27 protein-coding genes are annotated in these 26017 nt (G+C 61.0%); 14 read left to right on the top strand and 13 right to left on the bottom strand.

Annotated features, from left to right (window positions below):
• Window positions 1–131: 131 nt before the first annotated feature.
• The 4 genes from NXC24_RS19345 to NXC24_RS19330 all read left to right on the top strand — a co-directional run bounded on the left by NXC24_RS19345 (window position 132) and on the right by NXC24_RS19330 (window position 5058).
• Window positions 132–599, top strand: coding sequence for a (2Fe-2S)-binding protein (locus tag NXC24_RS19345; protein ID WP_199773499.1), 468 nt, complete (start codon window positions 132–134; stop codon window positions 597–599).
• Window positions 596–1579, top strand: coding sequence for a xanthine dehydrogenase family protein subunit M (locus NXC24_RS19340; protein ID WP_104824762.1), 984 nt, complete (start codon window positions 596–598; stop codon window positions 1577–1579). The genes NXC24_RS19345 and NXC24_RS19340 overlap by 4 nt, the downstream gene beginning before the upstream one ends.
• A complete protein-coding gene (locus NXC24_RS19335) occupies window positions 1576–3864 on the top strand; it encodes a xanthine dehydrogenase family protein molybdopterin-binding subunit (protein WP_104824761.1) in 2289 nt (762 codons plus the stop codon). Before NXC24_RS19340 ends, NXC24_RS19335 begins: the two co-directional genes overlap by 4 nt.
• 270 nt (window positions 3865–4134) lie before the next feature.
• Window positions 4135–5058 carry an SMP-30/gluconolactonase/LRE family protein gene (locus tag NXC24_RS19330; RefSeq protein WP_104824760.1) on the top strand — a complete coding sequence of 308 codons (924 nt, stop codon included), beginning with the start codon at window positions 4135–4137 and terminating at the stop codon, window positions 5056–5058.
• Here the strand turns inward: NXC24_RS19330 and NXC24_RS19325 are convergent.
• From NXC24_RS19325 to NXC24_RS19315, 3 genes are all read right to left on the bottom strand, one after another.
• Window positions 5055–5483, bottom strand: coding sequence for a GFA family protein (locus NXC24_RS19325; protein ID WP_104824759.1), 429 nt, complete (start codon window positions 5481–5483; stop codon window positions 5055–5057). The two genes, NXC24_RS19330 and NXC24_RS19325, sit on opposite strands and share 4 nt — an antisense overlap.
• A 172-nt stretch (window positions 5484–5655) precedes the next feature.
• Window positions 5656–7485 carry a M23 family metallopeptidase gene (locus tag NXC24_RS19320; RefSeq protein ID WP_104824758.1) on the bottom strand — a complete coding sequence of 610 codons (1830 nt, stop codon included), beginning with the start codon at window positions 7483–7485 and terminating at the stop codon, window positions 5656–5658.
• 132 nt (window positions 7486–7617) lie between these two features.
• Window positions 7618–8973 carry an Nramp family divalent metal transporter gene (locus NXC24_RS19315; protein ID WP_104824757.1) on the bottom strand — a complete coding sequence of 452 codons (1356 nt, stop codon included), beginning with the start codon at window positions 8971–8973 and terminating at the stop codon, window positions 7618–7620.
• A 200-nt stretch (window positions 8974–9173) separates the two neighbouring features.
• Between NXC24_RS19315 and mntR the strand changes: the two genes are divergently transcribed.
• Window positions 9174–9629 (top strand): manganese-binding transcriptional regulator MntR, encoded by a 456-nt coding sequence (gene mntR / locus NXC24_RS19310; RefSeq protein ID WP_104824756.1) that lies wholly within the window; start codon window positions 9174–9176, stop codon window positions 9627–9629.
• 19 nt (window positions 9630–9648) lie between these two features.
• On the opposite strand, the gene NXC24_RS19305 is transcribed toward mntR, so the two are convergent.
• On the bottom strand, window positions 9649–10401 hold the full coding sequence (locus NXC24_RS19305; RefSeq protein WP_104825262.1) for a tryptophan 2,3-dioxygenase family protein: 753 nt from the start codon (window positions 10399–10401) through the stop codon (window positions 9649–9651).
• 136 nt (window positions 10402–10537) lie between these two features.
• Here NXC24_RS19305 and NXC24_RS19300 point away from each other — a divergent pair, with 136 nt between their 5' ends.
• Complete coding sequence (locus NXC24_RS19300; protein WP_104824755.1) at window positions 10538–11026, top strand: Lrp/AsnC family transcriptional regulator; 489 nt, start codon at window positions 10538–10540, stop codon at window positions 11024–11026.
• Between the two features lie 34 nt (window positions 11027–11060).
• On the opposite strand, the gene NXC24_RS19295 is transcribed toward NXC24_RS19300, so the two are convergent.
• From NXC24_RS19295 to NXC24_RS19265, 7 genes are all read right to left on the bottom strand, one after another.
• Window positions 11061–11468 carry a type II toxin-antitoxin system VapC family toxin gene (locus tag NXC24_RS19295; RefSeq protein WP_104825261.1) on the bottom strand — a complete coding sequence of 136 codons (408 nt, stop codon included), beginning with the start codon at window positions 11466–11468 and terminating at the stop codon, window positions 11061–11063.
• A gap of 1 nt (window position 11469) precedes the next feature.
• Window positions 11470–11703, bottom strand: a complete 234-nt coding sequence (locus tag NXC24_RS19290; RefSeq protein WP_104824754.1) for an AbrB/MazE/SpoVT family DNA-binding domain-containing protein — start codon at window positions 11701–11703, stop codon at window positions 11470–11472.
• A gap of 177 nt (window positions 11704–11880) precedes the next feature.
• Window positions 11881–12135 (bottom strand): hypothetical protein, encoded by a 255-nt coding sequence (locus NXC24_RS19285; protein WP_104824753.1) that lies wholly within the window; start codon window positions 12133–12135, stop codon window positions 11881–11883.
• Between the two features lie 112 nt (window positions 12136–12247).
• Entirely contained in the window at window positions 12248–13024 is a 777-nt protein-coding gene (locus NXC24_RS19280) for a molybdopterin-binding protein (protein WP_104824752.1), read from the bottom strand.
• Window positions 13021–13878, bottom strand: a complete 858-nt coding sequence (locus tag NXC24_RS19275) for a cytochrome b/b6 domain-containing protein (RefSeq protein ID WP_104824751.1) — start codon at window positions 13876–13878, stop codon at window positions 13021–13023. Before NXC24_RS19275 ends, NXC24_RS19280 begins: the two co-directional genes overlap by 4 nt.
• A gap of 186 nt (window positions 13879–14064) precedes the next feature.
• Entirely contained in the window at window positions 14065–14688 is a 624-nt protein-coding gene (locus NXC24_RS19270) for a hypothetical protein (protein ID WP_104824750.1), read from the bottom strand.
• 207 nt (window positions 14689–14895) lie between these two features.
• Entirely contained in the window at window positions 14896–15480 is a 585-nt protein-coding gene (locus NXC24_RS19265) for a TetR/AcrR family transcriptional regulator (RefSeq protein WP_104824749.1), read from the bottom strand.
• Between the two features lie 179 nt (window positions 15481–15659).
• On the opposite strand from NXC24_RS19265, the gene NXC24_RS35140 reads away from it, so the two are divergent.
• Window positions 15660–15812 (top strand): hypothetical protein, encoded by a 153-nt coding sequence (locus tag NXC24_RS35140; RefSeq protein WP_158704499.1) that lies wholly within the window; start codon window positions 15660–15662, stop codon window positions 15810–15812.
• 109 nt (window positions 15813–15921) lie between these two features.
• On the opposite strand, the gene hutC is transcribed toward NXC24_RS35140, so the two are convergent.
• Together hutC and NXC24_RS19255 are read right to left on the bottom strand one after the other, a co-directional pair.
• Entirely contained in the window at window positions 15922–16641 is a 720-nt protein-coding gene (gene hutC, locus NXC24_RS19260) for a histidine utilization repressor (RefSeq protein WP_104824748.1), read from the bottom strand.
• Window positions 16642–16724: 83 nt separating this feature from the next.
• Entirely contained in the window at window positions 16725–18068 is a 1344-nt protein-coding gene (locus NXC24_RS19255; RefSeq protein ID WP_104824747.1) for a formimidoylglutamate deiminase, read from the bottom strand.
• A gap of 101 nt (window positions 18069–18169) precedes the next feature.
• On the opposite strand from NXC24_RS19255, the gene hutI reads away from it, so the two are divergent.
• The 7 genes from hutI to NXC24_RS19220 all read left to right on the top strand — a co-directional run bounded on the left by hutI (window position 18170) and on the right by NXC24_RS19220 (window position 26005).
• Window positions 18170–19426 (top strand): imidazolonepropionase, encoded by a 1257-nt coding sequence (gene hutI, locus NXC24_RS19250; protein ID WP_104824746.1) that lies wholly within the window; start codon window positions 18170–18172, stop codon window positions 19424–19426.
• Window positions 19423–20958 carry a histidine ammonia-lyase gene (hutH, locus tag NXC24_RS19245; protein ID WP_104824745.1) on the top strand — a complete coding sequence of 512 codons (1536 nt, stop codon included), beginning with the start codon at window positions 19423–19425 and terminating at the stop codon, window positions 20956–20958. Before hutI ends, hutH begins: the two co-directional genes overlap by 4 nt.
• Window position 20959: 1 nt before the next feature.
• Complete coding sequence (hutU, locus tag NXC24_RS19240) at window positions 20960–22645, top strand: urocanate hydratase (protein ID WP_104824744.1); 1686 nt, start codon at window positions 20960–20962, stop codon at window positions 22643–22645.
• 1 nt (window position 22646) lies between these two features.
• Window positions 22647–23210 carry a HutD family protein gene (locus NXC24_RS19235; protein ID WP_104824743.1) on the top strand — a complete coding sequence of 188 codons (564 nt, stop codon included), beginning with the start codon at window positions 22647–22649 and terminating at the stop codon, window positions 23208–23210.
• Window positions 23211–23287: 77 nt separating this feature from the next.
• Window positions 23288–23950 (top strand): sulfite oxidase-like oxidoreductase, encoded by a 663-nt coding sequence (locus NXC24_RS19230; RefSeq protein WP_104824742.1) that lies wholly within the window; start codon window positions 23288–23290, stop codon window positions 23948–23950.
• A 203-nt stretch (window positions 23951–24153) separates the two neighbouring features.
• Window positions 24154–25593, top strand: a complete 1440-nt coding sequence (locus NXC24_RS19225) for an MFS transporter (RefSeq protein WP_104825260.1) — start codon at window positions 24154–24156, stop codon at window positions 25591–25593.
• A gap of 103 nt (window positions 25594–25696) precedes the next feature.
• The gene (locus NXC24_RS19220) at window positions 25697–26005 is read left to right on the top strand and encodes a hypothetical protein (RefSeq protein ID WP_104824741.1); all 309 of its coding nucleotides are present in this window, start codon (window positions 25697–25699) and stop codon (window positions 26003–26005) included.
• Window positions 26006–26017 lie beyond the last annotated feature (12 nt).

The following is a 26017-nucleotide window of genomic DNA, read 5'->3' as shown; positions in this document are numbered from 1 at the left end:
ACAACCGCACGCGCCGGCGAAAGCGCTGTCGCCTGATTACCTGGCGCCGGTCGGGCCGACATCAAGAGCGGATGTCATGACCGGCAGATCCTGATGATTGCAAGATGATGACCCGAACAGGGAGTGACCTGATGACTATTGTCCATCTCGATATCAACGGACGCGAGCACGAGCTTTCGCTCGATCCGCGTGTCACGCTTCTCGATGCCCTTCGCGAGCATCTCTGTCTGACCGGCACCAAGAAAGGCTGCGACCAGGGCCAATGCGGCGCCTGCACCGTTCATGTCGACGGCGAGCGCGTGCTCTCCTGCCTGACGTTGGCCGCGCAGGTCGAAGGTCGTAAGGTGACGACGATCGAAGGGTTGGCGGCGGAAAACGGCGATCTGCACCCGGTCCAGGCCGCTTTTCTGGAGCATGACGCCTTCCAGTGCGGTTATTGCACGCCGGGACAGATCATGTCCGCCGTTGCCTGCATCCGCGAGGGCCATGCCGGCTCGGATGACGAAATCCGCGAATATATGGCCGGCAATCTCTGTCGTTGCGGCGCCTATCCGCACATCGTCGCCGCCGTGCGCGAAGCAGCGGAGGCCAGCCGATGAAAGCGTTTTCCTATCTCCGCGCCGGCTCCGTCGATGAAGCCCGGCAAGCCGCGGCCTCTTCCGCCACCATGCTGCTCGCCGGCGGCACGACGCTGCTCGACCTTGCCAAATGCGGCGTTGCTGAACCAGAGAGAGTGGTGGATATCAGCCATCTTGCCGGCCTCGATGCCATCTCTCTCACCGATCGGAGTGTAATGATCGGTGCACTCGCCAAGATGAGCCGGGTCGCCGACGATACCAACATCAAGGCGCAGTTCCCGGCCGTTTCGCAGGCACTGTCGCTCGCGGCCTCGGCGCAGATCCGCAACATGGCGACGATCGGCGGCAATCTGATGCAGCGCACGCGCTGCCCCTATTTCCGCGATCCGGCGACCTTTCCGGCTTGCAACAAGCGCGCGCCCGGTTCCGGCTGCTCGGCAATCGGCGGCGTCACGCGCAATCATGCCGTTCTCGGCACCAGCGAGGCCTGTATCGCTACCAATCCTGGCGATCTCGCGGTCGCTCTGGTGGCCTTCGATGCGGTCGTGCATCTCGGCGGCCGTCAGGTCGCGGTCGACGATTTCTTCCTTTTGCCGGGAACGACACCCGAGCGGGAACATGCGATCGAGCCGGGCGAGATGATCACGGCGATCACCATTCCGACATCCGCGGCCGCACGCCGTTCGACCTACCTCAAGGTGCGCGACCGGCAGTCCTATGAGTTCGCCGCCGCCAGCGCCGCGGTCGGGCTCGAACTGGAGGCGGACGGCCGGACGATCCGTGATATCAGGGTGGCACTCGGCGGTGTCGCCACCAAACCGTGGCGCGCCCGCGCCGTCGAAGAAGCATTGAAGGGGCAGGTGCTCGATGCCGCGGCTGTGAAGCGTGCCAGCCTGCTCGCTGTCCAAGGTGCCGTCTACCACGGTGCCAATCATTACAAGATTACGCTTGCGCCGCGTGTCGTCGAGCGTGCCATCCTGACGATGGGAGAATTGGCATGACCATCATGGAAACCAGAAAACACAGCGCCGCCGACGGCGCGCTCGGCGGACGACTGTCGCGCCTTGACGGAACGGCGAAGATCAAGGGCGAGGCCGACTATGCCGTCGAGCACGATCTTGAGGGTCTGACCCATGCGGTGATGGTGCAAAGCACGATCGCCGCCGGCCGCATCATCGGCATGGATATATCGGCGGCGGAGAAAGCACCGGGCGTGCTGCTGGTGCTGACGCCGGATATGATGCCGGACCTGAACTCGCCGACCACCTGGCTCGACACCCCTGGTCCGGAAGGCCCGTATCGGGCGCTTGTCACGGACATTACCTATAGCGGCCAGCATGTCGCCGTCGTCGTTGCTGAAACTTTTGAGCAGGCGACAGCGGCGGCGGCACTGGTCAAGGTCACCTATGAGGAGGCTCCGGCGATCTTTGGTCTTGAAGATTCGACGGGCGGCGAGGGTTTTCCGATCGATCCGATGACAAGGGAATGGGGCGATGCCGCAGCCGCCCTGGCCGCAGCTCCGGTCAAGATCGAGGCGGAATACAAGACGCCGCGCGAATACAATGTGCCGATCGAGCCGCATGGGCTGATTGCCAAGTGGGATGGTGACATGCTGACCCTCTGGGAGCCGAGCCAGTGGATCGACGGCATGGCGCGCACCTATGCCGAATGGTTCGGTATTCCCTTCGAGAATGTGCGGATGATCTCGCCCTATATCGGCGGCGGCTTCGGCTCCAAGGCGCTGGCCTTGCCGCATGGGGCTGTTGGTGTCATGGCGGCGAAGCTGCTCGGCCGTCCGGTGAAGCTGGTCATCACCCGGCCGCAGACCTTCACATCTTTCGGCGGTCGGCCCGGCACGCGGCAGACGATCGCGCTTGGCGCGACCAAGGACGGCAAGCTTCTCTCCATCGTTCACAGGAGCGCCAACGAGACTTCGGTGGGCGACGTGGCGGTCGAGCCGTTGGGTGTCGTAACCTCGATCATGTATGCGACGCCCAATCTCTCGTCGCGGCAGAACATCGTGGCGGTGAACACCGTAAAGCCCGGCGCATTGCGCGCGCCCGGCGAAAATCCCAGCGCCTGGGGCATCGAAAGCGCCATCGACGAGCTCGCCTACCAACTCGGCATGGACCCGCTGGAAATCCGGCTGAAGAACTATGCCGAGCGGGATCAGGAAGCGGACAAGCCCTGGTCGACAAGGCAATTGCGCGAGGCTTTCGAGGCCGGTGCCAGGGCTTTCGGCTGGGCGAAGCGCTCGCATGCGCCGCGCTCCATGCGGGACGGCAAGCATCTGATCGGCTGGGGGGTGGGCGCCGGCACCTATCCGGTGCGCCGCACGCCGGGCGAAGCGCTGGTGCGCATCCTCGCCGACGGCTCGGCGGAGGTGGCGAGCAGCGGCATCGACATGGGGCAGGGTACCTATACGATCCTGGCGCAGACGGCGGCCGAAACGCTCGGCATTCCGATCGAACAGATCCGCGTCAAGCTCGGCGATTCCGCCCTGCCACGCGCACCCGTCGCGGGCGGTTCGCAGCTTGCAAACCTGATGACCGGCGCCGTCTACAAGGCGGCGGTCGCGGCCCGTGAAGAGCTGGTGGGTCTGGCGATCAACGATCCCAACTCGCCGTTCCGAGATCTGCAGGCCAATACGCTGATCGTTTCGGAAGGCCGCATTCTGCCGCCACGCGACGGCGGCAATGGCATCGCTATTGCCGATCTGTTGCGGCAGATCGGCCGCGACAAGATCGAGGTGCTGCGCAATACCCTGCCGGAAGACAAGCAGAACAAGGCGGATCATTACCGCAACTTCTCGACCATCGCGACCATGCTGTCGCCGACGGAGGGCGACTATTCGATGCATAGCTGGTGCGCGCACTTCATCGAAGTGCGTGTCGACGAGGATTTCGGCACCGTGCGCGTCTCACGCGTTGTTTCGGCACTCGATTCCGGCCGGCTCTACAATCCGAAACTCGCCGAAAGCCAGTGGAAGGGCGGCATCATCATGGGCATCGGCCAGGCGCTGCTTGAAGAGGGCATTGTCGATGAGCGCTACGCGCGCGTCATCAACAACAACCTCGGCGACTATCTCGTGCCGACCAATGCCGATATTCCCGACATCGAAGTGATTTCCGTCGGCATCCCCGATCCGCATGCCTCCGTGCTCGGCGGCAAAGCGGTCGGCGAACTGGGGATCGTCGGCGTTGCGCCGGCGATTGCCAATGCGGTTTTCCACGCGACGGGCAAACGGATACGCGATCTGCCGATTACGTTGGAGAAACTGCTGTAATTTTTGAGGGATTTGGGGATGGTCGGGCAAACGTGGTTTCGCCGCGCTCGCCTGCCCGGCCACTCACCCTAGCCCTTTCCCGTATTGCGGAGAGCGGGGACGATGGAGCTGGCAGGATAGATCTTCCAGCAACGAAAAAGACGCCGGTAAAAAGCGTGTCATGTCCGCAGCTTGTTTTTGACAGCCGATGATTGCTGTCTCTAGATTGGTTTCCGACTACGGGAGGCCGGTCCGGAGGTTGGCTGGCTGTGAGGAACAGGGCGGAGCATCATGAGCCAGTATGATATTCTCGATCAGCGCTTCAAGGCGCTGATCAATGGTTCTGCGAAATTGGAGCAGCTTTGGACGGGCGGGCGTTGGACCGAGGGACCCGTCTATGTGCCGGCCGCGCGTCATGTCGTGTGGTCCGATATACCGAACGACCGAATCCTGCGTTATGACGAGGTGACGGGCGCAGCCGGCGTCTTTGAGAGCCCGGTTGGTTATCACAATGGCCATACGCTCGATTTCGAGGGCCGGATCGTCGCCTGCGAGCACGGCCGCCGCAGTGTCAGCCGGCTTGATCATGACGGCGTTTGGCGGTCGCTCGCCGAACATTTCGACGGCAAACGGCTGAATTCGCCGAACGACGTCGTCGTGAAGTCGGATGGCTCGGTCTGGTTCACCGATCCGACCTATGGGATCGACAGTGATTATGAGGGCTTTGCCGCACCATCGGAAATCAACGCATCGAATGTCTACCGCATCGATCCGGCGGACGGAACGGTGACGCTGGTCGCCAGCGACCGCGTCAAGCCGAACGGCCTTGCCTTTTCGCCGGATGAAAGCGTGCTCTACGTCTCCGATACCGGTGGTTCGCATGTGCCCGGCCTGCCGCCGACAATCACGGCCTATTCCGTCAATCCGGACAGGCGCAGTCTCAGCGAGGGGCGGGTCTTCGCCACCTGCGAAGTCGGCATGTTCGACGGTTTCCGGGTCGATCGCCATGGCAACATCTTTGCCTCCAGCGGCGATTCCGTCCGGGTTTACGCGCCGGATGGCACATTGATCGGCCGCATTCTCGTTCCCGAAGTCATATCGAACCTCTGCTTCGGCGGCCCGAAGCGCAACCGGCTTTACATCACCGCCACGAGCTCGCTCTATGCGATTTATGTGAATAGCGGACCTGCTGAGCCGGCTAATCGTTTGCGTTAAGTGGAGTCTCGATTCGAATTTTTTGCCGCACTGCTTTGTTGGAAATGTTCGACGGCGCCATCCATTTCAACCCAATGGTGTTTCGACTGCTCGAAAACCGATATAACGGGAGCCGGGAATTTGGGATCTGCCAGCGCGCCGACGGCAACGCCGATCAGCGACGGTAGTCTGTCGGCCTTCCAATAGACGGTTGAGCCGCAGTTCGGACAGAAGTAGGTGTGGACCTTCCCGCCGCTTGCCGCATCGCGGCTGAACTCTTTTGGAGTTCCGGAAATGGCGACGGCATCGGCGGCATAAAAGGCGCCGACGCTAAACGGCGCGCCGGTCCTGCGTTGGCAGTCAAGACAATGACAGGCGACAACCAATTTCGATGGTTCTGAAAGCGTCAGCGTGAGAGCGCCGCAACTGCATCGGGCATCAGCCATTGGAACATCCTCCGTTTTCTGAAGCGGGATCGTGTGGAGATTTCAAACCAGCGCTGCGACGCCCTCCCGCTGCGCATCGTTCAGCATGCATCCGAGGCTGGTTCCAATTTCCAGCCGCGAATCAAAACTTCGCTGTTCGGGGAATCTCGGTCGTGCCGCTATAGTTGCGGCATCAGGGCCTACCGGAATGACCGGTGCCTGCGCCTGGGCCTCGCTCCGGTCCCTGGTCGAAGGCGTTGAAGGGGCGGGCTTCGCTTTGCGGCGACGGCACGTCGAGATAGGTCATGATATTATCGACGTGGCTGACCTGCGAGCGCAGGCTGTCCAGCGACTTGCCGGTAAGATTGGTGCCGGCCGGCAACTGGGCGGTCAGCGGGTTTTCGTAGCGGCCGTTGACGCGCAGTTCGTAGTAGAGATGCGGACCGGTGGAATAGCCGGTCGAGCCGACATAGGCGATGACTTGGCCCTGGGTAACGCGCTCGCCGACATGCAGGTCCGACGGCGTCGAGGAAATGTGGGCATAGGTCGTCTCGTAGCCGCCGTCGTGGCGGATGCGGACATATTTGCCGTAGCCCGTTTCCCAGGAAATCTTTTCGACGGTGCCGTCGCCGGCTGCCATGATCGGGCTGCCCATCGGCGCGCGGAAATCGACGCCGTTGTGGAATTTCCGGACGCCGAGGATCGGATGAATGCGCCAGGCAAATCCGTCACCGAGCGTGCCGTTGGGCACGGGACGATGGGTCAGCACCTTGGCGACGGAGTGGCCACCCTCGTCGTAGAATTCTGAGGCGCCGTCGCCGCCGTCCTTGTGCAGATAGAAGCGATGCGTGTCGCCATCGGTGTGGAACTCGATGAACATCAGTTCGCTTTTGCCATTGTCCGCCTTGCGGAACAGCAGATCGACGCTGTCGGGCGCATCGTCGCCACCGGTTAGTGAAACGCCGTTCGCCTTGGCGAGCTTCAAGAGCTGATCGACGCTTTCATCGGAAAGCCCCGCCTTCTTCAGCTTGGCGCTGATCGTCGACCGATCGTTGCTGTCGATGCCCTTGAGGTCGACGGCAGCCACGTCCGAAGAGGACGGCGTGTCGGCCTGGCTCTCGCTATAGAGCGTGGAAAACAGCCGGTCATCGGTAAGAGGCACGAAGCCGTCGGCATCGTCGCGCGCCACAATGCGCTCGGGTGTCTTCTCGCCGCTGAGGCGAGCCATGATCAGCTTCGGCTGCGCATCGGCGGTCTTTTTCTCCAGCAGCAGTTCCAGGCTGTCGCCGGGCGAAACCGTATCGGTTTCCAAGGCACGCTGCAGCTCGTCGCCAGCATCTACACCAAGACCGGCGGAGGCGAGGATATCCTGCAGGTCCTGCCGGTCCTTGGGCATGGAAACCAGCCTCTTGAACTCGCGGCCTGCCTCGCCCGTGGTCGCCCTCGACACGCTGACATTCAACGGCACGCCGCGAACCGGGAAGCGCGAGCGGCGGACCGCGTCGTAGCGATTGACATGCGGATAGATGCCCTGGCGGATATCCGCGAGCGACGGTGGCGAAAACAGAGCGTTCTCAGTCCGTGTATCGCCGTCATAGGCCGCATTGATGGCCGCGGCATCACTGTCTGCGGGCTCGGTAACCTCGGCTTTGAAGACCAGTGTCGTGCGGTGATAGGTGAAGATACGGGTTTCGCCGCTCGAGGTCTTTTCCGCCACCTGCGCAAAACGGGCGCCGTCGAAACGCTGTTTCGTGGCAAGCCGGTCGCTCTTGTGCAACGCCGGCTGCGATTGGACGAGCTGGGCTGTGTGAATCGGAACGGCCTGCTCGATCGTATGGCGGGCAAGCAGCGGGTAGAGAACGGTCGCGAGAAGGCCGCAGGAGGCGGTGCCGGCAAGACCGATGGCGATCAGGTGGCGAAGATGGGCGGATCGGGGCAGAAAGGGAATATGAAATTCGTGATGCGGCCGCGCCTGAATCGCAGCCTCTGCAGGAAATTGGACGCGCAATGGACTTTCGACCATGAATTGAGGAACCCTGCAGACTGCGGTGGGCCCAAACTAGGGCAAATCATGTCAAAATCTGGGCAAATATTACGTATCTGTTAATTACCGTGATCTTCCAGGTTCGCAGATTCTCGCATCACGGGTGATTCGTCAACCGAAGATGGTGTCGTACAGCAGCTTGAAATTCAGCGCCAGGATGACGCCCGCAACCAGCCAGGAGAGAACGGCAACGCTCCTTGGGATGGTGAATCTGCCCATTTTTCTGCGATCTGTGACGAATTGGACAAGCGGAATGACCGCGAAGGGCAGTTGCATGGACAAAATGACCTGGCTCAGAACGAGCAAATCGGCAGTGCCTTTTTCACCATAAAATGCAGTAACAAAAACAACCGGAATAATTGCGAGGCCACGCGTCAAAAGCCGTCTGGCCCAGTGTGGAATACGCAGGCGGAGGAAGCCTTCCATGACGATCTGGCCGGCGAGCGTCGCCGTCACGGTGGAATTAAGGCCGGAGGCGAGAAGTGCGACGGCAAACAGTGTCGAGGCGATCCCAAGGCCGAGCAGCGGCGACAGCAACTGGAAGGCCTGGCCGATTTCGGCGACATCCGAATGCCCGCTATTGTGGAAGGCGACGGCGGCGACGATCAGGATCGAAGCGTTGACGAAAAGCGCCAGCATTAAGGCGATCGTGCTGTCGGTGGTCGCCCATTTGATCGCATCGCGGCGGCCTTCATCCGTGCGCTTATAGGCGCGCGTCTGCACGATCGAGGAATGCAGGTAGAGGTTATGCGGCATGACGGTCGCGCCGATGATGCCCATGGCGATGTAGAGCATCTCGTGATTGGTGACGATCTCGGGCGACGGGATGAAACCATTGAGGATAGCGGCGACCGGAGGAGCGGCGGCGGCGATCTGGATGGCGAAGCAGACGGCGATGACAATGAGGAGCGCGATGACGAAGGCCTCCAGGAAGCGGAAGCCCCTATTCATCAGAAGCAGCAGCAGGAAGGCGTCGAGCGCGGTGATCAGCGCGCCGCCGATCAATGGGATACCGAAGAGCAATTGCAGCGCGATCGCCGTGCCGATGACCTCGGCGAGATCGCAGGCGATGATGGCGAGTTCGCAGGCAAACCACAGGGCCAGATTGACCGGTCTCGAATAGTGGTCGCGACAAGCCTGCGCCAGATCGCGGCCGGTGACGATGCCGAGCCGGGCTGCAAGTGCTTGCAGCAGGATCGCCATCAGATTGGACAGCATGATGACCGCTAGTAGCGTGTAGCCGAATTGCGCACCACCAGCGAGGTCGGTCGCCCAGTTTCCTGGGTCCATATAACCGACGGAGACCATATAGCCCGGCCCGAGGAAGGCGATCAGCCGCCGGACCCAGGTGCCGGCGTGCGGAACATGAATCGTTGCATTGACTTCCGGAAGGCTCAGCCGCGCCTCTTCATCTGGGCGGGCAAATTTCCACGCTTGCGGCGCGGCTGCTTCCTGAATCTGCGTCATGCGGGGCTCCGGGATCGAATTACGATGTGACTAAAGAAATATGCTGGATATCAACATTATGCAATAGGCTATATTTTATAGTTGCGGCGTTGTGATGGCGATGATGGCGCGTCGCAAAAATCATCATCCGCTTTCAAGATTGAAGCTCGTGCTATAAAGATCAAAGCGAGTTTATTCGTGCGTCCAGGGAGCCAAACGCATTGCCAGCCAGAAAACCGCCGATCCATCGCGACGAACCGCTGCCGGATGCCGAGACGCATTCGGAGGGTTTTCGGCATACGCGGGAGGCCACCCGTGGCGCTCTGGTCGAAGATTATGTCGAGCTGATCGCCGATCTCATCGATGATGGCAACGAGGCCCGGCAGGTGGATATCGCGGCAAGGCTTGGCGTGTCACAGCCGACGGTCGCCAAGATGCTGGCACGTCTTTGCGAAGACGGGCTGGTATCGCGGCGGCCCTATCGCGGCGTTTTCCTGACGGAGGCGGGCAATAAGATCGCCCAGAACATCCGTGCCCGCCATCAGACGGTCGAAGCGTTCTTGCGCTGGATTGGCGTTAGCCCCGAGACGGCGCGGATCGACGCCGAGGGCATGGAACATCATGTCAGCGCCGAAACGCTGAAAGCGTTCCGTCGCACCATGCAGCGCGACGGATAAGTCAGCGGGGTCGCGTACCCTATTCCGCCGCGTCGTCGTGTCTGGAAATGGAATCGCGCACCACGCCGTATTGACTGCCCCAGCGGTCGGTCATCTCGGCGCGGATATCCCAGAGATCGGGGAATAAGCGATGGCGAGCGCCGGCCTGTAACAGTTCGACCGGCCGGCCCTTGAGGGATTTCGAGCCGAGCCCGATCGAGCGCTGGATCAGATAGATGTGGTTGGCGCGAAATTTCTGGAACAATTCGTCGTACTCGGCCAATGCCTCGGCGACGACATAGCTGTCGCCATGATCATATTTGCCGTCATAGACATCCTCGACCGTAAGCCCCAGTGCGTCGAGATAATGGGCCTTGAAGGCCCGCCAGAGATCCGGCGGTATGCGCAGCAGGAATTTGAAGCCGGGCGATTCCTGGCCGCTGCCATTGCCGAGCTGCAGGCGGATCTGCTGATATTCCTTCGGGGACATGGTTTCGAGCAGATCGAGCTGCGCCGTCATCATCCGCATCAGCCGATGCACGCGGCCCATCAGCGTCACCACGCGATGAGTGTTGTTTTCCTCGATGAAGGCGATCACGTCGACCAGCGTATAGGCGATGAGCTTCATCCAGAGCTCTTCCACCTGATGGACGATCTGGAACTGCAGCTCGTCGCCGTTGACCATCCCGTTTAGTGGCTTCTGGCAGGCGAGCAGCTTGTCGCATTGCAGATAAACGCCATAGTCGCGCATGTCTGGCGCCTCGATCCGCGCGTAATAGTCTTGCTTCTGCATCTTCGTTCCCTTTGTCCCGGCCTTTGCCGCTGGCATATTTGCCCTTTTGGAAGGATACGAAATTTTCCCTTGAACATTGTTCCTAATTGTCTTCTAAAATTGCCAATCAGGAGTACGATCAACCTTATGAAAGGCAATGGAGGGAACGCTGGACTTGGACGCGCTCGACCATAAGATCGTCTCTGCCCTGGAGGCCAATGCCCGCATCTCCTTTGCCGCGCTCGCCGATCTGGTCGGTCTCAGCAAGACGCCGTGCTGGAAACGGGTGAAGGCGCTGGAAGAGGCCGGTGTGATCCGCGGTTACCGGACGATCCTCGATCCGGCACAGCTCGGCTTTGGCCTGGAAGCCTTCGTGCAAGTGTCGATCGACGTCGAGCGCTTCGATGCCTTCGAAGCCGCGGTGCGCCGCCACCCGCTGATCTGGCGCTGCCATGCGACGACGGGGGAGGCCGACTATCTCCTGCACATATTGGCCGCCGACATGGCCGCCCTCGATCGGCTGCTGCGTCAGGAACTGAACCGGCTGCCGGGCGTGCGGCATACGGTAACGTCGATGTCGACACGAGAGATCAAGTCGGACATCTCGTTTGCCGACGCCGCGCGACATATTGGCGGTAGCCGCTAGGCTGCGGAAAGGCCGGCTGATCCGGTAGCGATAGTTATACTGTTGGCGGGCTAATGAGCGTTACCGATTTGAAGTAGGTCTGGAAACGCTTGGTGTCGCGCGTCAGTACGGAGAGGCCGCTGACGGTCGCATGAGAGCCGATGAAGAAATCCGGCAGAACGCCTGTGCGCGTTCCACCAGCTTTTCGATATTGGTCAAAAACCTTGCCAGCAAGGAAAAGTGCCGCTCGTGGAATCGATATGATGCTGACGCCAGTCCCGACAAGCATCTCATCGAGATCTTCAATGCGCTGGTAGCGAACGGATATTTCGGCGTAAACGACGTCGTTGATGTAGAGAGGACCCACGAGCGATGCTTTGTCGAGCTCGCCGATGGACCAGTCATACCAAATCGGATCGTCGGTAATAATATCCAGAAGTATGTTGGAATCGACGAAGATCACATCAATCGTCGCCACGCGTCAGTGCCATAATCTCGTCAGTGCTCAGGCCTTTTCCGGCATGTCCTCGAAATTTGGCAAAACGGCTGATTTGTCTGCCGGTTTCCACCGGGACAAGGACAATGCTGCCATCGGCAGCTCGGCGAAAATCGATCTGGCTTCCGGGGCCGATGCCGAGCTTGTCGCGAACGGCTTTTGGAATCGTGACCTGTCCTTTTGCAGTTACGGTCGTACTCATGGGAATCCCGGTAATGATTGCTAAAATAGAGGTATTACTTTTAACCGCGACTTTCAAGACAGGCCGGTTTCGGCGAGCTTATGGGTATCCAAACATCGGCTTCTCGCACCCCCAACAAACTTAAGGCCCGGAAGCCCGGGCCTTGTCCTCCGAATCCACCAAAGCAACGGCGAGCCGTTACATCTTGCTCATGCCCTTCTCGGCATTTTCCATGTGGGTCACACAATTTTTCATCTTGTGCGCCTTCATGGCGTCTTTTGCCATAGTCACCTGTTTGGTGGCGGCTGTCTTTTTCGTCTGGTCGGTCATTGCATCCACTTTGGTCTGCAAGGCCATAATGGAAGCATCGTCACATTTCACCGTGGCTGCGGCATAAACGGGCATGGTGCTCGCCGCTGCAAGCACGGCCGCGATCAAAATCGATCTCAGCATGTGCATTTCCTCCGAAAGGGCATAATTGCCCTTTGCGAGAACGTACCTGCACGCATAAGTGTTCCGGCCTGAAGCGACCTGCGACAAATTGAAACATGCTAAAGTAATGCCTTCAAATTCCGGCATACCATTCGTAGCCGCGATCTTCCCAGAAGCCACCTTTGCCGCCCCAGAGATCGTTGAATTTGTCGCGGATTTCGATGCGCATGACATATTTGGCGTGCTTGTAGCCGAGCTGGCGCTCGACGCGCAGACGCAGCGGCGCGCCGTGGGCGACTTCGAGATCCTTGCCGTTCATCGAATAGGCGAGGATCGTCTGCGGATGAAAGGCGTCGATCAGGTCGAGGCTCTCGTAGTAGCGGCCGCTGCCGTCGAGCGTCTGCTCTAATTCGTCGGCGCAATAGAACACCGCATAACGCGCGCCCGGCTTCAGCCCGGCGCTCTGCAGAATGAGGCCAAGCGGCACGCCGGTCCATTTGCCGATGGCGCTCCAGCCTTCCACGCAGTCGTGCCGGGTGATCTGCGTGCGCGACGGCAGTTTCTTCAGGTCGGCCAGCGAAAACTCCATCGGCTGGTTGACCATGCCGTCGATCTTTAGCTTCCAGGTGGAGAAGCCGTTTTCCACCATTGCGGCATAATCCGCAGTGCCGGGATTATCCGTGCCGTTCGAGCGGAAGGTCGGCGAGAGGTCCTTTTCGGTATATTCGCGGGCAAGCGTCTGCGGCGGGACGAGAAGGCGTTGTGTGCCCATGGTCAGACCTTCGGCCAGCGCGAGAACCTTCTGGACGTTCTGGTTCTCGGTGACGTCGTCGCAGCCGGTAAGGCCGATAGCGCCGAGGCTGGCGACAGAGCCGATGAGGAAGCCGCGGCGGCTGACGATCTTGCTCATGCGTCCTCTCCTTCCCTACGGATGGCGTAGCGGCCGGTCACCATGGAACGCATATTGTTCCAGAGACCGGACAGGATGACCATCGCCACATGGACCAGGACGAACAGAACGATCGTCCAGGCGGTGATGAAATGAATGCCGCGCGCCGTCTGCCGCCCGCCGAAGATATCGAGCAGGAACGGGTAGCCGGCATCGATGCCGGGCGACATGGTGAGCCCGGTCGCCAGCATCAGCGGCAGCAGGATGAAGATGACGATCAGGTAGCTGAGCTTTTGCAATGCATTGTAGCGCTTTGCCTTCTCGCCTTTCGGGAAGCGCAGGCGGGCGTGCTCAATGATTTCATGCCAGAGATTGCGCGGCGAGACCTCGGCACCCGAGGGCGCCAAGTCGCGGCGGAAATGGCCGGCAATGAAGCCATAGAGCAGATAGATCAGGCCGTTGAAGACGAAGAGCCAGGCAAAGAAGAAATGCCAGCGCCGGCCGGCGGCCAAGTCCTGGTAGCTCGGGATCGTTGCCCAGGCGGGAAAAGCGCGTTCGGTCCATTCGCCATCCTCTTTCGAGGCGCCGAGAACGCCGGTCGTCGGGATCGTCAGGCCGCCGATGCGGAAGGTGCCGTAGGGCTGGTTGTCGCCATCGGTGGCCGATATCTGCAGCCAGGATGGATCGGCATTGGCGCCGTACTGCCCCCAGTAAAGGGCAGGATGGGCGTTGAAAATCTGCATGCCGCTCATCAGCAGCAGCGAAAGACAGAGCACATTCAGCCAGTGCGTCAGGCGGGTAACGATCGAATGCCGGCGAATGTAGATCGTCCGGGGAGGCGCAGGTGGTGCACCGGTCGTATCGATGTCGGCCATGGCTAGGCTCCTCTCGAAATCTTCAATGAACCCTTTGGAAACCCTGGCTGCAGAGTACCACAAATCCACCGGGAAAGTGGCGGCGCCCCATCAGCGAGGGAACTGAATCTGGAGCGCCGCATGGCAGGCTACGGCGGGGGCGGGTGCCGATTGGCCTGCAGGCTTCCCTTGGGCGGGAAGGGAAGATCACATCGGCGGAACAGTGCCGTTGACGCCGACGGCAACGAGATTGGTGGAAACGATGCCGTCACCTGTGGTTTGGCCGGTGATGAAGACACCGGCGCCTGCCTTCAGATCGTCCTTGGTGGCCGAGGTGAAGGTCACGACCGGAGTTCCGTCCGGAATGTTGATTTTCTTCTCGCCGCCCTTATAGGTCAGGGTGAGCGTCGGGCCATTGACCGACTTGACGGCATTGGCGACCGTGGCATTGGTCATCGAGCTGTTCGGCTTCGAATCCCAGGGGCGGTCGCCTTCGCCGGTGCCCTTCATCGAGGCGGGGAAGATCACGACTTCGATGGCGCCGGCAACGCCGCTGGCGGTTGGCTCATTGGCGATGCCGACGAAATCGCCGGGCTTGATATTGGCGGCTGAGGCCTTGGTGACGCCGGCGACGGCCCAGCCGGATTTCAGCATGACGGCGATGTCCTTGCCGTCGCGGGACTTGACGTTGAGGGTGTCGCCATCGAGGCTTTCGATCGTGCCGCGTACGCGGACGGGGTCGGCGGCATTGGCGCCCTGTAGCGCGGCGAGCGTTACGACAGCGCCGGTGGCCAGTGCCAATATGCCCTTCGTCAGATGCTTGCGATCCATGAATAGTCTCCTTTGATCTACCTACTAATCGGTAGGTTTTTTCGACAGAGCGGCCAAGGTCGGCCAACAGAATTCCTTGCATGAGAGAACCGGAGGAAGTCATCTCGATTGCAACGAAGGCGATCCTATCTACCACTCGGTAGCTCCGCCAATCAAACAAGCGTGAGAGCCGCGTTATCGGTCCACATCACGAAAATCTGAATAATTTCAATGGAGAGTGGCCAGCCGATCGAACAGCGGTTCGACGATGGTGGCAAAGACTGACGGGTCGCCATAGGCTCGCGCCGAGAGCATGGCGCCATGCACGGTTGCCATGAAGGACAGAGCTTCCCCCGCTGCCGGGCGCGGCAAAATAAGACGGCCTTCGGCCGCCCCTTTTTCCATCACGGCGGCAAGCCAACTCGAGAGATCCCGGAAATGCCCTCGCACTTCGGCGGCAACATCGGCCGGCAGCACCGGCAGTTCGGCGGCAAGCATGGCGCAGATGCAGAAGGGTGCGGTATTGTCTCGGATGCATGCTTCCCAGAAGCCCGTATAGGCGCGAAGGCGTGCAACGGGATCGGCAATATTGGCGTCGACCCCGGCGAGACCCTGCCGAGCCTCTTCCCGATAACGCGCCACGACGGTCCTGACGAGATCGGCCTTGGTCGGAAAATGGTGATGAATGCTGGCTTTGCGAATGCCGACCTCTGCCGAAATATCAGCGAAGCTGAAGCTGTTATAGCCGCCCGCGATGATCAGGCCGCGTGCCGATTGGACGATCTCGTCCGCTTTGGTCGAAATATTGCTCATTCACTTTGCCTACCTATTGGTAGGGTGTCTGTCAAGTCCGAGCCAAAACTCCGATCAATTCGGGGATTGAGGTTGAAATTTTGCAGTTTGGCGCAATGTTTAAGCGCAAAAAAGCTGGTTGCCTCAAAATCCCCTTCCTGTCACGTTATGGCTAGGACACGAAAGATTGGAGAACCGAAATGATCGCGATTCGTCCACTTTTGATCGGCCTTACCCTCATCCTTGCGTTGGTGCTGATTGCGCTCAGCATTTTGCTGGTCAATCCCGTAAAGCCCATCCATCAATCCGACAACCTTATCCCGATGCAGACCGAGCCCGCCCAGCGCCAGTAGCGGCTAAGCAATTCCAGGAAAAGTGCGAAGCGGTTTTCCGTCTGGAATGCGTAGAAACAAAGGGATAGAGCGGAAAGCGATTCCGTGAAATGCTTTCCGGTCTACGGTTTCAGCTTGACGGCGTGAAGCGCGCCACCAGCGTATGACGATCGCCGGGATAGGTGAGGCGGACATGTGTGATCGGTCCGAGGTTGCTCCAGGTGCGCCGTTCGATGACGAGGCAGGCGGTGCCTTTGGCAATGTCGAGGCTCGTGGCGGCCTCGCCCTCGGCGGGGATGGCGCGGATCTGGTGCTCGGCCGTGCTCCATGGCACCTGATTGATCAGCCACGGTCCCGGCGGCAATGCGTCGAAATCGACCTGAGCCGCCTCCGGTACGGCGTCGAGATTGATGACGCGGTCTTCCAGACAGAAAGGCCGGCGGCCGGCGTAGTGAATGCAGGTGATGTCCAGCACCGAGACCGCGCCGGCAAATTGCAGCCGCCGCGCATCCTCGGGACGACCCTTGCGCTTGGCGCGTTTCACGATCTTATGGGAGTAGGGCAGGTTCAGCGACAGGATTTCCGACTTGATGTCGTGGATTTCCAACACTGCCGATTGCGCCTGTGGCTGAGTGACGAAACTCCCTGAGCGCTTCCGCCGCTCGATCAATCCGGCCCGGGCAAGCTGCGTCAGCGCCTTGTTCACCGTCATGCGCGAACAGTCATATTGTTCGGCCAGGGCAAGTTCGAAGGGAATCCGATGGCCGGGCGGCCAATCGCCGGAAACGATCCGGCTCTCGATATCGTTCAGGATACGCTGATGGAGCGTCGCCTCTTTACCTGTGGTCATGCCGCCGACCGCTTCCTCGTGAGACCTGGGTAATCGTCACTTTGTTTATTTAGGATTTCATTGTCGCGAGGAAAAATTCTTTTTCAACCGATTAGTTCGCTCATCACAGCGCGGAATCGAGCGGAGATTGCTTCCCGTCTGTTGTGCCGCCCGCCTTCGACCTGTTTGCGGCCCTGCGCCCAGACGCTGTCGACGGCAACGCCGCCGGCAAACATCCACTGATCCAGGATTTGATCGCCGGAGAGATAGGGAACGGCGCTGACATCGAGGGAAACCACATCGGCGTAACGGCCGATGGCGAGCCCGGCCGGCGCCTTCAATGCCACACCGCCGCCGGCGATTGCGTGATCGAACAGTGCGCGCGCCGTCGAGCCGCCCGATGAAGCGATGACATTGCGGGCCCGCAGCGCCAGGCGCTGCGAATATTCCAACTGCCGCAGCTCTTCCGGAACGGAAATCAGGATATTGGAATCCGAGCCGATGCCATAGCGGCCGCCTTCCTCCAGAAACAGCGGTGCCGGAAAGGTGCCGTCGCCGAGATTGGCTTCCGTCACCGGGCAGAGGCCGGCGATCGCACCGCTTTTCGCCATCCGCCGGGTTTCGTCATCGGTCATGTGGGTGGCGTGGATTAGGCACCAGCGCCCGTCGACCGGGGCGTGATCGAGCAGCCATTCGACCGGTCGCGCGCCGGACCAGGCAATGCAATCCTCGACTTCCTTCACCTGCTCGGCGACGTGGATATGGATCGGTCCGTCGCCGGCGAGCGGCACGAGTTTTGCCAGCTCCTCGGGCGTTACTGCCCGCAGGCTGTGCGGGGCAAGGCCGAGTTCGGCACCCGGCACCCGATCAACGATCGTCCGGCAGCCGGCCATCAGGGCCTCGAATCGATCGAGCGAATTGATGAAGCGTCGCTGGCCGTCGATGGGGGCTGCGCCGCCGAAGCCGGAATGGGCGTAGAAGACCGGCAGCAGCGTCAACCCAATGCCGGTTTCAGTGCTTGCCGCGCCGATGCGCTCGGCAAGCTCGGCAATGTTGGCATAGGGGCTGCCGTCCTTGTCGTGATGCAGATAATGGAACTCGCCGACCCGGGAAAAACCGGCTTCCAGCATTTCCATGTAGAGCTGCGCGGCCACCGCCTCGACATGATCGGGGGTCATCGAGAGCGCGAACTTGTACATGACGGTCCGCCAGCTCCAGAAGCTGTCGTTCGCCGGGCCTCGGACTTCGGCAAGGCCGGCCATGGCGCGCTGAAAGGCATGGCTGTGGAGGTTGGGCATGGCAGGAACCAGAACGTCGTGCCGCTCGTCACCGGCCTCTGCCGCAACATCAGCCTCGATGCCGGCAATGCGGCCATCCTCCAGAGTCAGTCGGACATTTTCCCGCCAGCCATCCTGAAGCAGTGCCGAACGTGCATGGAGTTTCGTCATGACCTAGCTCTTTCCTTTTGGATACCGAGTCCAAAATCCCTCTTGTCAGTTCTTTTAATATGTATATACATTATGAGCCCATAAGGAAAGGCGTAAAGCTGATGAGTGGGAACAATTTTTCCGGCGATAGCGTAAGATCCGAGGGCGAAAGCCGCCTTTGGCGCAATGCCCGTCTGGCGACCTTGCGAGAGGATGCGCCGGGGCTCGGCATTGTCGAGAAGGGTGCGATCCTGACCAAGGGTGGCCGCATCCTTTTCGCGGGCAGCGAAAGCGATGCGCCTGAGATCGGCGATGCCGAAACCATCGATCTCGAAGGCCGCTGGGTTACGCCCGGTCTCGTCGATTGCCACACGCACATCGTTCACGGAGGTAACCGCGCCCGCGAATTCGAGATGCGTCTGGAAGGCGCGAGTTACGAAGAGATTGCGCGGGCCGGCGGTGGCATCGTTTCCTCCGTCAACGCAACGCGCGCGCTTTCCGTCAACGATCTTATTGCGACGGCCTTGCCGCGCCTCGATACGCTGCTTGCCGAAGGCGTCACCACGATCGAGGTGAAATCCGGCTATGGCCTCAGCATCGAATCCGAATTGAAGATGCTGCAAGCCGCCCGGGCGCTGGAAGACGCCCGTCCGGTTCGCGTCGTCACATCCTATCTCGCCGCGCATGCGACGCCGGCGGATTACAAGGGCCGCAACGACGACTATATTTCCGATGTCGTGTTGCCGGGTCTCAAGCAGGCGCATGCCAAGGGCTTGGCCGATGCCGTCGACGGCTTCTGCGAGGGGATCGCCTTTTCGCCGGCTGAGATTGCCCGCGTCTTCGATCTTGCCAAGTCGCTTGGCATCCCGGTGAAACTGCATGCCGAGCAGCTTTCCAATCTCGGCGGCGCCAAGCTTGCCGCCTCCTATGGCGCGCTTTCCGCCGACCATGTCGAATATCTGGATGAGGACGGCGTGAAGGCGATGGCGGATGCCGGCACGGTCGCGGTCCTTCTGCCCGGCGCCTTCTACGCCATTCATGAGAAGCAGAAGCCGCCGGTCAAGGCGCTGCGCGAGGCGGGTGTTCCAATCTCCATCGCCACCGACTGCAATCCCGGCACCTCGCCGTTGACCTCCATGCTGCTGACGATGAACATGGCAGCAACCCTCTTCGGCCTGACGGTCGAGGAATGCATCGCGGGTGCCACCCGTGAAGGCGCCCGCGCGCTCGGCCTGCTTTCCAAGACCGGCACGCTGGAGGCCGGCAAATCGGCCGATTTCGCCATCTGGAATATCGAAAGCCCTGCCGAGCTTGTCTATCGCATCGGCTTCAATCCGCTCCACGCCCGCATCTTTAAGGGGGAAAGATTCGACCGATGACTGTCACTCTCCATCCCGGCTCCGTTTCGCTGAAACAATTGGCCGCGATCTATTGGACCGGCGAGCCTGCCAAGCTCGATGCCTCCTTCGATGCCGGCATTCTCAAAGCTGCAGCGCGTATCGCCGAGATTGTCGCCGGCAATGCGCCGGTCTACGGCATCAATACCGGCTTCGGTAAACTGGCTTCCATCAAGATCGACAGCGCCGACGTCGCCACCCTGCAGCGCAACCTCATTCTTTCGCATTGCTGCGGCGTCGGCCAGCCGCTGCCGGAGAACGTCGTTCGCCTTATCCTGTCGCTGAAGCTGATCTCGCTTGGCCGCGGCGCTTCCGGCGTGCGTCTGGAACTGGTGCGGTTGATCGAGGCGATGCTGGAAAAGGGCGTCGTGCCCGTCATCCCCGAGAAGGGTTCTGTCGGCGCTTCCGGCGATCTCGCCCCGCTCGCGCATATGACCGCCGTCATGATGGGTCATGGCGAGGCCTTTTATGCTGGCGAGCGGCTGGACGGCGCTGCTGCGCTGAAAAAGGCTGGACTGACGCCGGTCGTGCTTGCCGCCAAGGAAGGGCTGGCGCTGATCAACGGCACGCAGGTCTCGACCGCACTTGCTCTGGCCGGTCTCTTTCGCGCCCATCGCGCCGCGCAGGTAGCCCTCATCACCGGCGCGATGTCGACGGATGCCGCCATGGGCTCCTCGGCACCGTTCCATCCCGATATCCACACGTTGCGCGGCCATAAAGGCCAGATCGATACCGCCGCTGCCCTCCGCGGCCTGCTTACCGGTTCGGTGATTCGTCAAAGCCACATCGAAGGTGATGAGCGCGTACAGGACCCCTATTGCATCCGCTGCCAGCCGCAGGTCGACGGCGCCTGTCTGGATCTCCTGCGTTCGGCCGGTCGCACGCTTGAAATCGAGGCCAATGCGGTCACCGACAATCCGCTTGTGCTCTCGGACAATTCCGTGGTGTCCGGCGGCAACTTCCATGCCGAGCCGGTGGCTTTCGCCGCCGACCAGATCGCGATTGCCGTCTGCGAGATCGGCGCGATCTCGCAGCGCCGCATCGCGCTGCTGGTCGATCCGGCACTGAGCTATGGCTTGCCGGCTTTCCTCGCCAAGAAGCCCGGTCTGAACTCCGGACTGATGATTGCCGAGGTCACCTCCGCAGCGTTGATGTCGGAAAACAAGCAGATGTCGCACCCGGCTTCTGTCGATTCGACGCCGACCTCCGCCAATCAGGAGGACCACGTGTCGATGGCCTGCCATGGCGCCCGCCGGCTCCTGCCGATGACCGACAATCTCTTCGGCATCGTCGGCATCGAGGCGCTGACGGCCGCACAGGGCGTCGAGCTACGTGCGCCACTGACCACCAGTCCCGAACTGACCCTTGCCATTGCCACCATCCGTGCCGCAGCGCCTACGCTGGATGAAGACCGCTACATGGCAAACGACCTCAAGGCCGCCAGCGACCTGGTCGCTTCCGGCGCACTCAACGCATCCGTATCCGCCGGCATCCTGCCCTCTTTGGAGATATGACATGACCAACCCACGCCATAATATCCGCGAAATCCGCGCTCCTCGTGGCCCGGAGCTCAACGCCAAGAGCTGGATGACCGAAGCGCCGCTGCGCATGCTGATGAACAATCTCGATCCGGACGTTGCGGAAAACCCGAACGAGCTGGTTGTCTATGGCGGCATCGGCCGCGCCGCCCGCACCTGGGACGATTTCGATCGTATCGCCGCGACGCTGAAGACGCTGAACGAAGACGAGACGCTGCTGGTGCAGTCCGGCAAGCCGGTCGCCGTATTCCGCACCCACAAGGATGCGCCGCGCGTGCTGATCGCCAACTCCAACCTCGTGCCACACTGGGCGACCTGGGATCACTTCAACGAGCTGGATAAAAAGGGCCTTGCCATGTACGGCCAGATGACGGCCGGCTCGTGGATCTATATCGGCACGCAGGGCATCGTGCAGGGCACCTACGAGACCTTTGTCGAAGCCGGTCGCCAGCACTATAATGGCAACCTGAAGGGCAAGTGGATCCTGACCGGCGGTCTCGGCGGCATGGGCGGCGCACAGCCGCTGGCCGCCGTCATGGCTGGTGCCTGCTGCCTCGCCGTCGAATCCGACGAAACCCGCATCGATTTCCGCCTGCGCACCCGTTATGTCGACGAAAAGGCGAAGACGCTCGACGAAGCGTTGGCCCTGATCGACAAGTGGACGAAGGCTGGCGAAGCCAAGTCCGTCGGCCTGCTCGGCAATGCTGCCGAAATCTTCCCGGAACTGGTGAAGCGCATGAAGGCCGGCGGTCCGCGTCCGGATATCGTCACCGACCAGACTTCTGCCCACGACCCGCTGAACGGCTACCTGCCGGCCGGTTGGACGGTGGCCGAACACCGGGCCAAGCGCGAGAGCGATCCGAAAGCCGTCGAAGCTGCCGCCCGCGCTTCGATGAAGGTGCATGTCGAAGCCATGGTCGCCTTCTGGGATGCTGGCGTGCCGACGCTCGACTACGGCAACAACATTCGCCAGGTCGCCAAGGATGAAGGCTTCGAAAATGCCTTTGCTTTCCCGGGCTTCGTGCCGGCCTATATCCGTCCGCTCTTTTGCCGCGGCATCGGTCCCTTCCGCTGGGCTGCTCTCTCGGGCGATCCGGAAGATATCTACAAGACCGACGCCAAGGTGAAGGAGCTGCTGCCCGACAACAAGCACCTGCACAACTGGCTGGACATGGCGCGCGAGCGTATCGCCTTCCAAGGTCTGCCGGCACGCATTTGCTGGGTCGGTCTCGGCGATCGCCACCGTCTCGGCCTTGCCTTCAACGAAATGGTCAGGAATGGCGAGCTGAAGGCGCCCGTCGTCATCGGCCGCGACCATTTGGACTCTGGCTCGGTTGCTTCGCCGAACCGCGAAACGGAAGCCATGAAGGACGGCTCGGATGCCGTTTCCGACTGGCCGCTGCTCAACGCCCTGCTCAACACCGCATCCGGCGCTACCTGGGTATCGCTGCATCACGGCGGCGGCGTCGGCATGGGCTTTTCCCAGCACTCCGGCATGGTCATCTGCGCCGACGGCACCGATGATGCGGCCAAGCGCCTGGAGCGCGTTCTCTGGAACGACCCGGCAACCGGCGTCATGCGCCATGCCGATGCCGGCTACGACATCGCCCTCGATTGGGCCAAGAAGCAGGGCCTGCGCCTGCCGGCCATCCTGGGGAACTAAGATGAAGCTGCTGCGCGCCAGTGACCACAAGCGCATGCCCTGGAAAAACGGCGGCGGGGAGACGGTGGAGATCGCCGTTTCGCCCGACGGCGCCGGGCTTGCAGACTTCGACTGGCGCGTCAGCATGGCGACCGTTGCCACGGATGGGCCGTTCTCGGTCTTTCCGGGCATCGATCGTACGCTATCCATTCTTGATGGCGAGGGTATGACCCTCTTTATCGAGGCGCGCGCGCCTGAACGCCTGACGCAGGCGAGCGAGCCGCTGCCCTTCGCGGCCGATGCGCCGACCTCGGCAACTTTGATTGACGGGACGATCACGGATCTCAATGTGATGACGCGGCGGGCGCGCTTTACGCATTCGGTGCGGCGTGTCTCGGTCGACGGAAATAGCGAAGTCGCTTTCGAGGGCGGGACCAGCCTTGTTCTTTGCCATCGCGGCGATGTCGAGATTGACGATGCTGTGCTTGCCGCGGGCGATTGCCTTCTTGTTTCGAATGACGTCGCCGTACGACGCTCGATCTCTGGCAAGGCGGAGCTGTTCTGCATCGCCATCGAGGCAATATAGTCGGCTATTAACTGCCCCTGACTTGACACGGACATACCTCGGCTATCCTATTTCTGCGCCGCAGAGAGGATGCCTGCATGAGCGACGATCAGATCCCCGCCGATAGCAAGCTCACCACGTCAAAGCGCCGCTGGGCGGCGGAGGGCAAGTTTCTGACGGGGCGCATCAGCCGACCCGAGACCGAGCGGCTGCCGCCGGGGCAGCATCTCGTCAAGAACTGGCCGGTGCTCGATCTCGGCGTGCAGCCACATGTGTCCTTGTCGAGCTGGCGGCTCGATGTGGTCGGTTTCGTGGAAACGCGGCTCAGCCTCGATTGGGCGGCTTTCCAGGCGATCGAGCAAAGCACCCGCGTCAGCGATATCCATTGCGTGACGACCTGGTCGCGCTACGACAATCGCTGGGAAGGGGTTTCGACGCGCGATATGCTCGATCTCGCTATGCCGACGGCCGAAGCGCATCATGTGCTGCTGACGAGTTATGACGGCTACACCACCAACCTCCCTCTTTCGGATTTCGCGGCCGAAGATGCGATCCTCGCCACTGCCTGGGAGGGCCAGCCATTGACCGGCGAGCATGGCGGCCCGATGCGTCTCGTCGTGCCACATCTTTATTTCTGGAAGAGCGCGAAGTGGCTGAACCGCATCGAACTCATCGATGCCGACAGGGCCGGCTTCTGGGAGAAGAATGGCTATCACATGTATGGCGATCCCTGGCGGGAGCAGCGCTATTCGGACGATTGACGCCCGTAGGATCCTGTCGGCGGAGATATAGCTTAGGTAAACTCGGCAGGAATCGCGGTTTCTTATGTCACCGTGTCAATTTTTGATGGCTGCGGCGCGGGTTTGCGGCTTTGCAATCCATGGCGATGGGCGTATTCAATGATCGTATGATTGTTGCCGGAAGCGCCCGGTCCCTTGAACGCCATTCTCTGAAATTTCATGTCATGACCATTGCCCGGACCACAGATCAGCCTTCCGAAGCAAGTTTCGGCCGGCAGTCCCGCATCATCGCCTTGGTTGTCGCCGTCTCCTTCTTCATGCAGATTCTGGACGGCACCATCGTCACGACCTCATTGCCGCAGATGGCTATGACCTTCGGCATCCAGCCGGTGTCGATGAGCATCGGCATTACGGTCTATCTGTTGACGATGGCGGCCTTCGTGCCGCTGGCGGGCTGGGCCGGCGACCGCTACGGCGCGCGGCGGGTGTTTTTGGCGTCGATCGCCATCTTCACCGTGGCGTCGCTGTTCTGCGGCCTCTCCGGCAATCTCTTCGAATTCGTCATTGCCCGCGCCGTACAGGGCGTCGGCAGCGCGTTGATGACGCCGGTCGGTCGCATCATCGTGCTGAAAAACGCGCGCAAATCCGATCTGGTGCATGCCGTGTCGATGATTACCTGGCCGGCGCTGACGGCTCCGGTCATCGGCCCGGTGCTCGGCAGCTTCATCACCACCTATTTCAGTTGGCACTGGAATTTCCTGATCAATATTCCGATCGGGATCATCGGCCTCGGCCTCGTCCTGCGCTTCGTGCCGGATCAGCGGGAGGAAAAGGTCGCGCGGCTCGATTTCATCGGCTTCCTGCAATCGGCGGCGGGGCTGACCTTCCTGCTGGCCGGTCTGGAGTTCGTGGTCCAGGGGACGACGGGATTGGCGCCCAGCATCGGGCTCATTGCCGCCGGCGTGGTTTTCTCCGTCATCGCCACCCGGCATTTCATGAGGGTCGATGCGCCCTTGCTCGATCTCTCCGCCTTCAAGGTGCAGACCTTCGCCATGTCGACGCTTTCGGCGGGAACGGCAAGCCGGGTTGCGATCAATGCCACGCCCTTCCTGATCCCGCTGCTTTTCCAGGTCGGCTTCGGGCGTACGGCGATCGACGCCGGCACCTATCTGCTCTTCTACTTCGCGGGCAATCTCGGCATGAAGGCGATCACCACGCAGATGTTGAAAGTCTTCGGCTTCCGCAACGTGCTTGTTGTCAATGGCCTGATCTCGTCGGCCAGCATCGGTGGATGCGCGTTTCTGTCGCCGTCGACGCCGGATCTGCTGATATATTGCCTGCTATTCATTGCTGGCCTGTCGCGTTCAATGAACTTCACGGCGCTGAATACGCTCGGCTTTGCCGATATCCATGCGGCGCAGCGCAGTTCCGCCTCGACGCTCTCGAGCATGCTGCAGCAGGTCTCGCTGTTGCTCGGCGTTGCCGTCGCCGCCGCCGTGCTCAATCTCTCGCGCATCATCCATGGGGGAGAGACGCTTTCCCTTGTCGATTTTCACTGGGCTTTTCTGGTCGTTTGCCTCATTGGCGCGGTCTCGTCGCTGCGCTTCCTCCGCTTGCCGCATGATGCGGGTGCGGAGGTGTCGCGGCATCGCATCAAGACATGAACATGGCTTTCAAATAATTGCGATATTTGACCTGCCCGCCGCTGTAAATCGGGTTACAGGCTCCCATATGAATAGAGGTTCAACGCCCATGGGAGGCAGTCTTATGCTGCTTAAAGCTCTTACCATTTCGGCCCTCGTCATCGGAATGTCCAGCGTCGCCATGGCGGGGCCGGCGCATAAACATCGCACCACAACGTTCGACGCACAGGCAATCCAGACCGACGTCGGCAATTTTGACCATTCCAAGGACGCAATCCTTCCGGATGGTACGATCAACACCGATCCGTCTGTGACCGGCCCGATCAGAGCGGGCGATGCGATATCGAGGCTGCAATGCGCGGCGGCGCCAAACGCCGTTGGCGTTTCGAACACATACGCCGCCGGTCCCACCTCGCTTTGCCCTGGGCAGTAGTTTCGAAGCAGA

This window comes from Rhizobium sp. NXC24 (assembly GCF_002944315.1).
In the GTDB taxonomy this organism is placed as follows: domain Bacteria; phylum Pseudomonadota; class Alphaproteobacteria; order Rhizobiales; family Rhizobiaceae; genus Rhizobium.
Note: the sequence above shows the minus strand (reverse complement) of the source record. Positions and strands in the feature narration are given on the sequence as shown.

What these genes read in the sequence shown, in the direction of transcription:
- NXC24_RS19340 (WP_104824762.1), top strand. Translation starts at nt 596, where the DNA reads ATGAAAGCGTTTTCCTATCTCCGCGCCGGCTCCGTCGATGAAGCCCGG.
- NXC24_RS19235 (WP_104824743.1), top strand. Translation starts at nt 22,647, where the DNA reads ATGAAGCTGCTGCGCGCCAGTGACCACAAGCGCATGCCCTGGAAAAAC.
- NXC24_RS19230 (WP_104824742.1), top strand. Translation starts at nt 23,288, where the DNA reads ATGAGCGACGATCAGATCCCCGCCGATAGCAAGCTCACCACGTCAAAG.
- NXC24_RS19220 (WP_104824741.1), top strand. Translation starts at nt 25,697, where the DNA reads ATGCTGCTTAAAGCTCTTACCATTTCGGCCCTCGTCATCGGAATGTCC.
- NXC24_RS19285 (WP_104824753.1), bottom strand. Translation starts at nt 12,135, where the DNA reads ATGCTGAGATCGATTTTGATCGCGGCCGTGCTTGCAGCGGCGAGCACC.
- NXC24_RS19270 (WP_104824750.1), bottom strand. Translation starts at nt 14,688, where the DNA reads ATGGATCGCAAGCATCTGACGAAGGGCATATTGGCACTGGCCACCGGC.
- NXC24_RS19255 (WP_104824747.1), bottom strand. Translation starts at nt 18,068, where the DNA reads ATGACGAAACTCCATGCACGTTCGGCACTGCTTCAGGATGGCTGGCGG.
- NXC24_RS19225 (WP_104825260.1), top strand. Translation starts at nt 24,154, where the DNA reads ATGACCATTGCCCGGACCACAGATCAGCCTTCCGAAGCAAGTTTCGGC.
- hutH (WP_104824745.1), top strand. Translation starts at nt 19,423, where the DNA reads ATGACTGTCACTCTCCATCCCGGCTCCGTTTCGCTGAAACAATTGGCC.
- NXC24_RS19330 (WP_104824760.1), top strand. Translation starts at nt 4,135, where the DNA reads ATGAGCCAGTATGATATTCTCGATCAGCGCTTCAAGGCGCTGATCAAT.
- NXC24_RS19315 (WP_104824757.1), bottom strand. Translation starts at nt 8,973, where the DNA reads ATGACGCAGATTCAGGAAGCAGCCGCGCCGCAAGCGTGGAAATTTGCC.
- NXC24_RS35140 (WP_158704499.1), top strand. Translation starts at nt 15,660, where the DNA reads ATGATCGCGATTCGTCCACTTTTGATCGGCCTTACCCTCATCCTTGCG.
- NXC24_RS19300 (WP_104824755.1), top strand. Translation starts at nt 10,538, where the DNA reads ATGGAGGGAACGCTGGACTTGGACGCGCTCGACCATAAGATCGTCTCT.
- NXC24_RS19280 (WP_104824752.1), bottom strand. Translation starts at nt 13,024, where the DNA reads ATGAGCAAGATCGTCAGCCGCCGCGGCTTCCTCATCGGCTCTGTCGCC.
- NXC24_RS19305 (WP_104825262.1), bottom strand. Translation starts at nt 10,401, where the DNA reads ATGCAGAAGCAAGACTATTACGCGCGGATCGAGGCGCCAGACATGCGC.
- hutI (WP_104824746.1), top strand. Translation starts at nt 18,170, where the DNA reads ATGAGTGGGAACAATTTTTCCGGCGATAGCGTAAGATCCGAGGGCGAA.
- NXC24_RS19275 (WP_104824751.1), bottom strand. Translation starts at nt 13,878, where the DNA reads ATGGCCGACATCGATACGACCGGTGCACCACCTGCGCCTCCCCGGACG.
- hutU (WP_104824744.1), top strand. Translation starts at nt 20,960, where the DNA reads ATGACCAACCCACGCCATAATATCCGCGAAATCCGCGCTCCTCGTGGC.
- NXC24_RS19335 (WP_104824761.1), top strand. Translation starts at nt 1,576, where the DNA reads ATGACCATCATGGAAACCAGAAAACACAGCGCCGCCGACGGCGCGCTC.
- NXC24_RS19320 (WP_104824758.1), bottom strand. Translation starts at nt 7,485, where the DNA reads ATGGTCGAAAGTCCATTGCGCGTCCAATTTCCTGCAGAGGCTGCGATT.
- NXC24_RS19325 (WP_104824759.1), bottom strand. Translation starts at nt 5,483, where the DNA reads ATGGCTGATGCCCGATGCAGTTGCGGCGCTCTCACGCTGACGCTTTCA.
- NXC24_RS19345 (WP_199773499.1), top strand. Translation starts at nt 132, where the DNA reads ATGACTATTGTCCATCTCGATATCAACGGACGCGAGCACGAGCTTTCG.
- hutC (WP_104824748.1), bottom strand. Translation starts at nt 16,641, where the DNA reads ATGACCACAGGTAAAGAGGCGACGCTCCATCAGCGTATCCTGAACGAT.
- NXC24_RS19290 (WP_104824754.1), bottom strand. Translation starts at nt 11,703, where the DNA reads ATGAGTACGACCGTAACTGCAAAAGGACAGGTCACGATTCCAAAAGCC.
- NXC24_RS19265 (WP_104824749.1), bottom strand. Translation starts at nt 15,480, where the DNA reads ATGAGCAATATTTCGACCAAAGCGGACGAGATCGTCCAATCGGCACGC.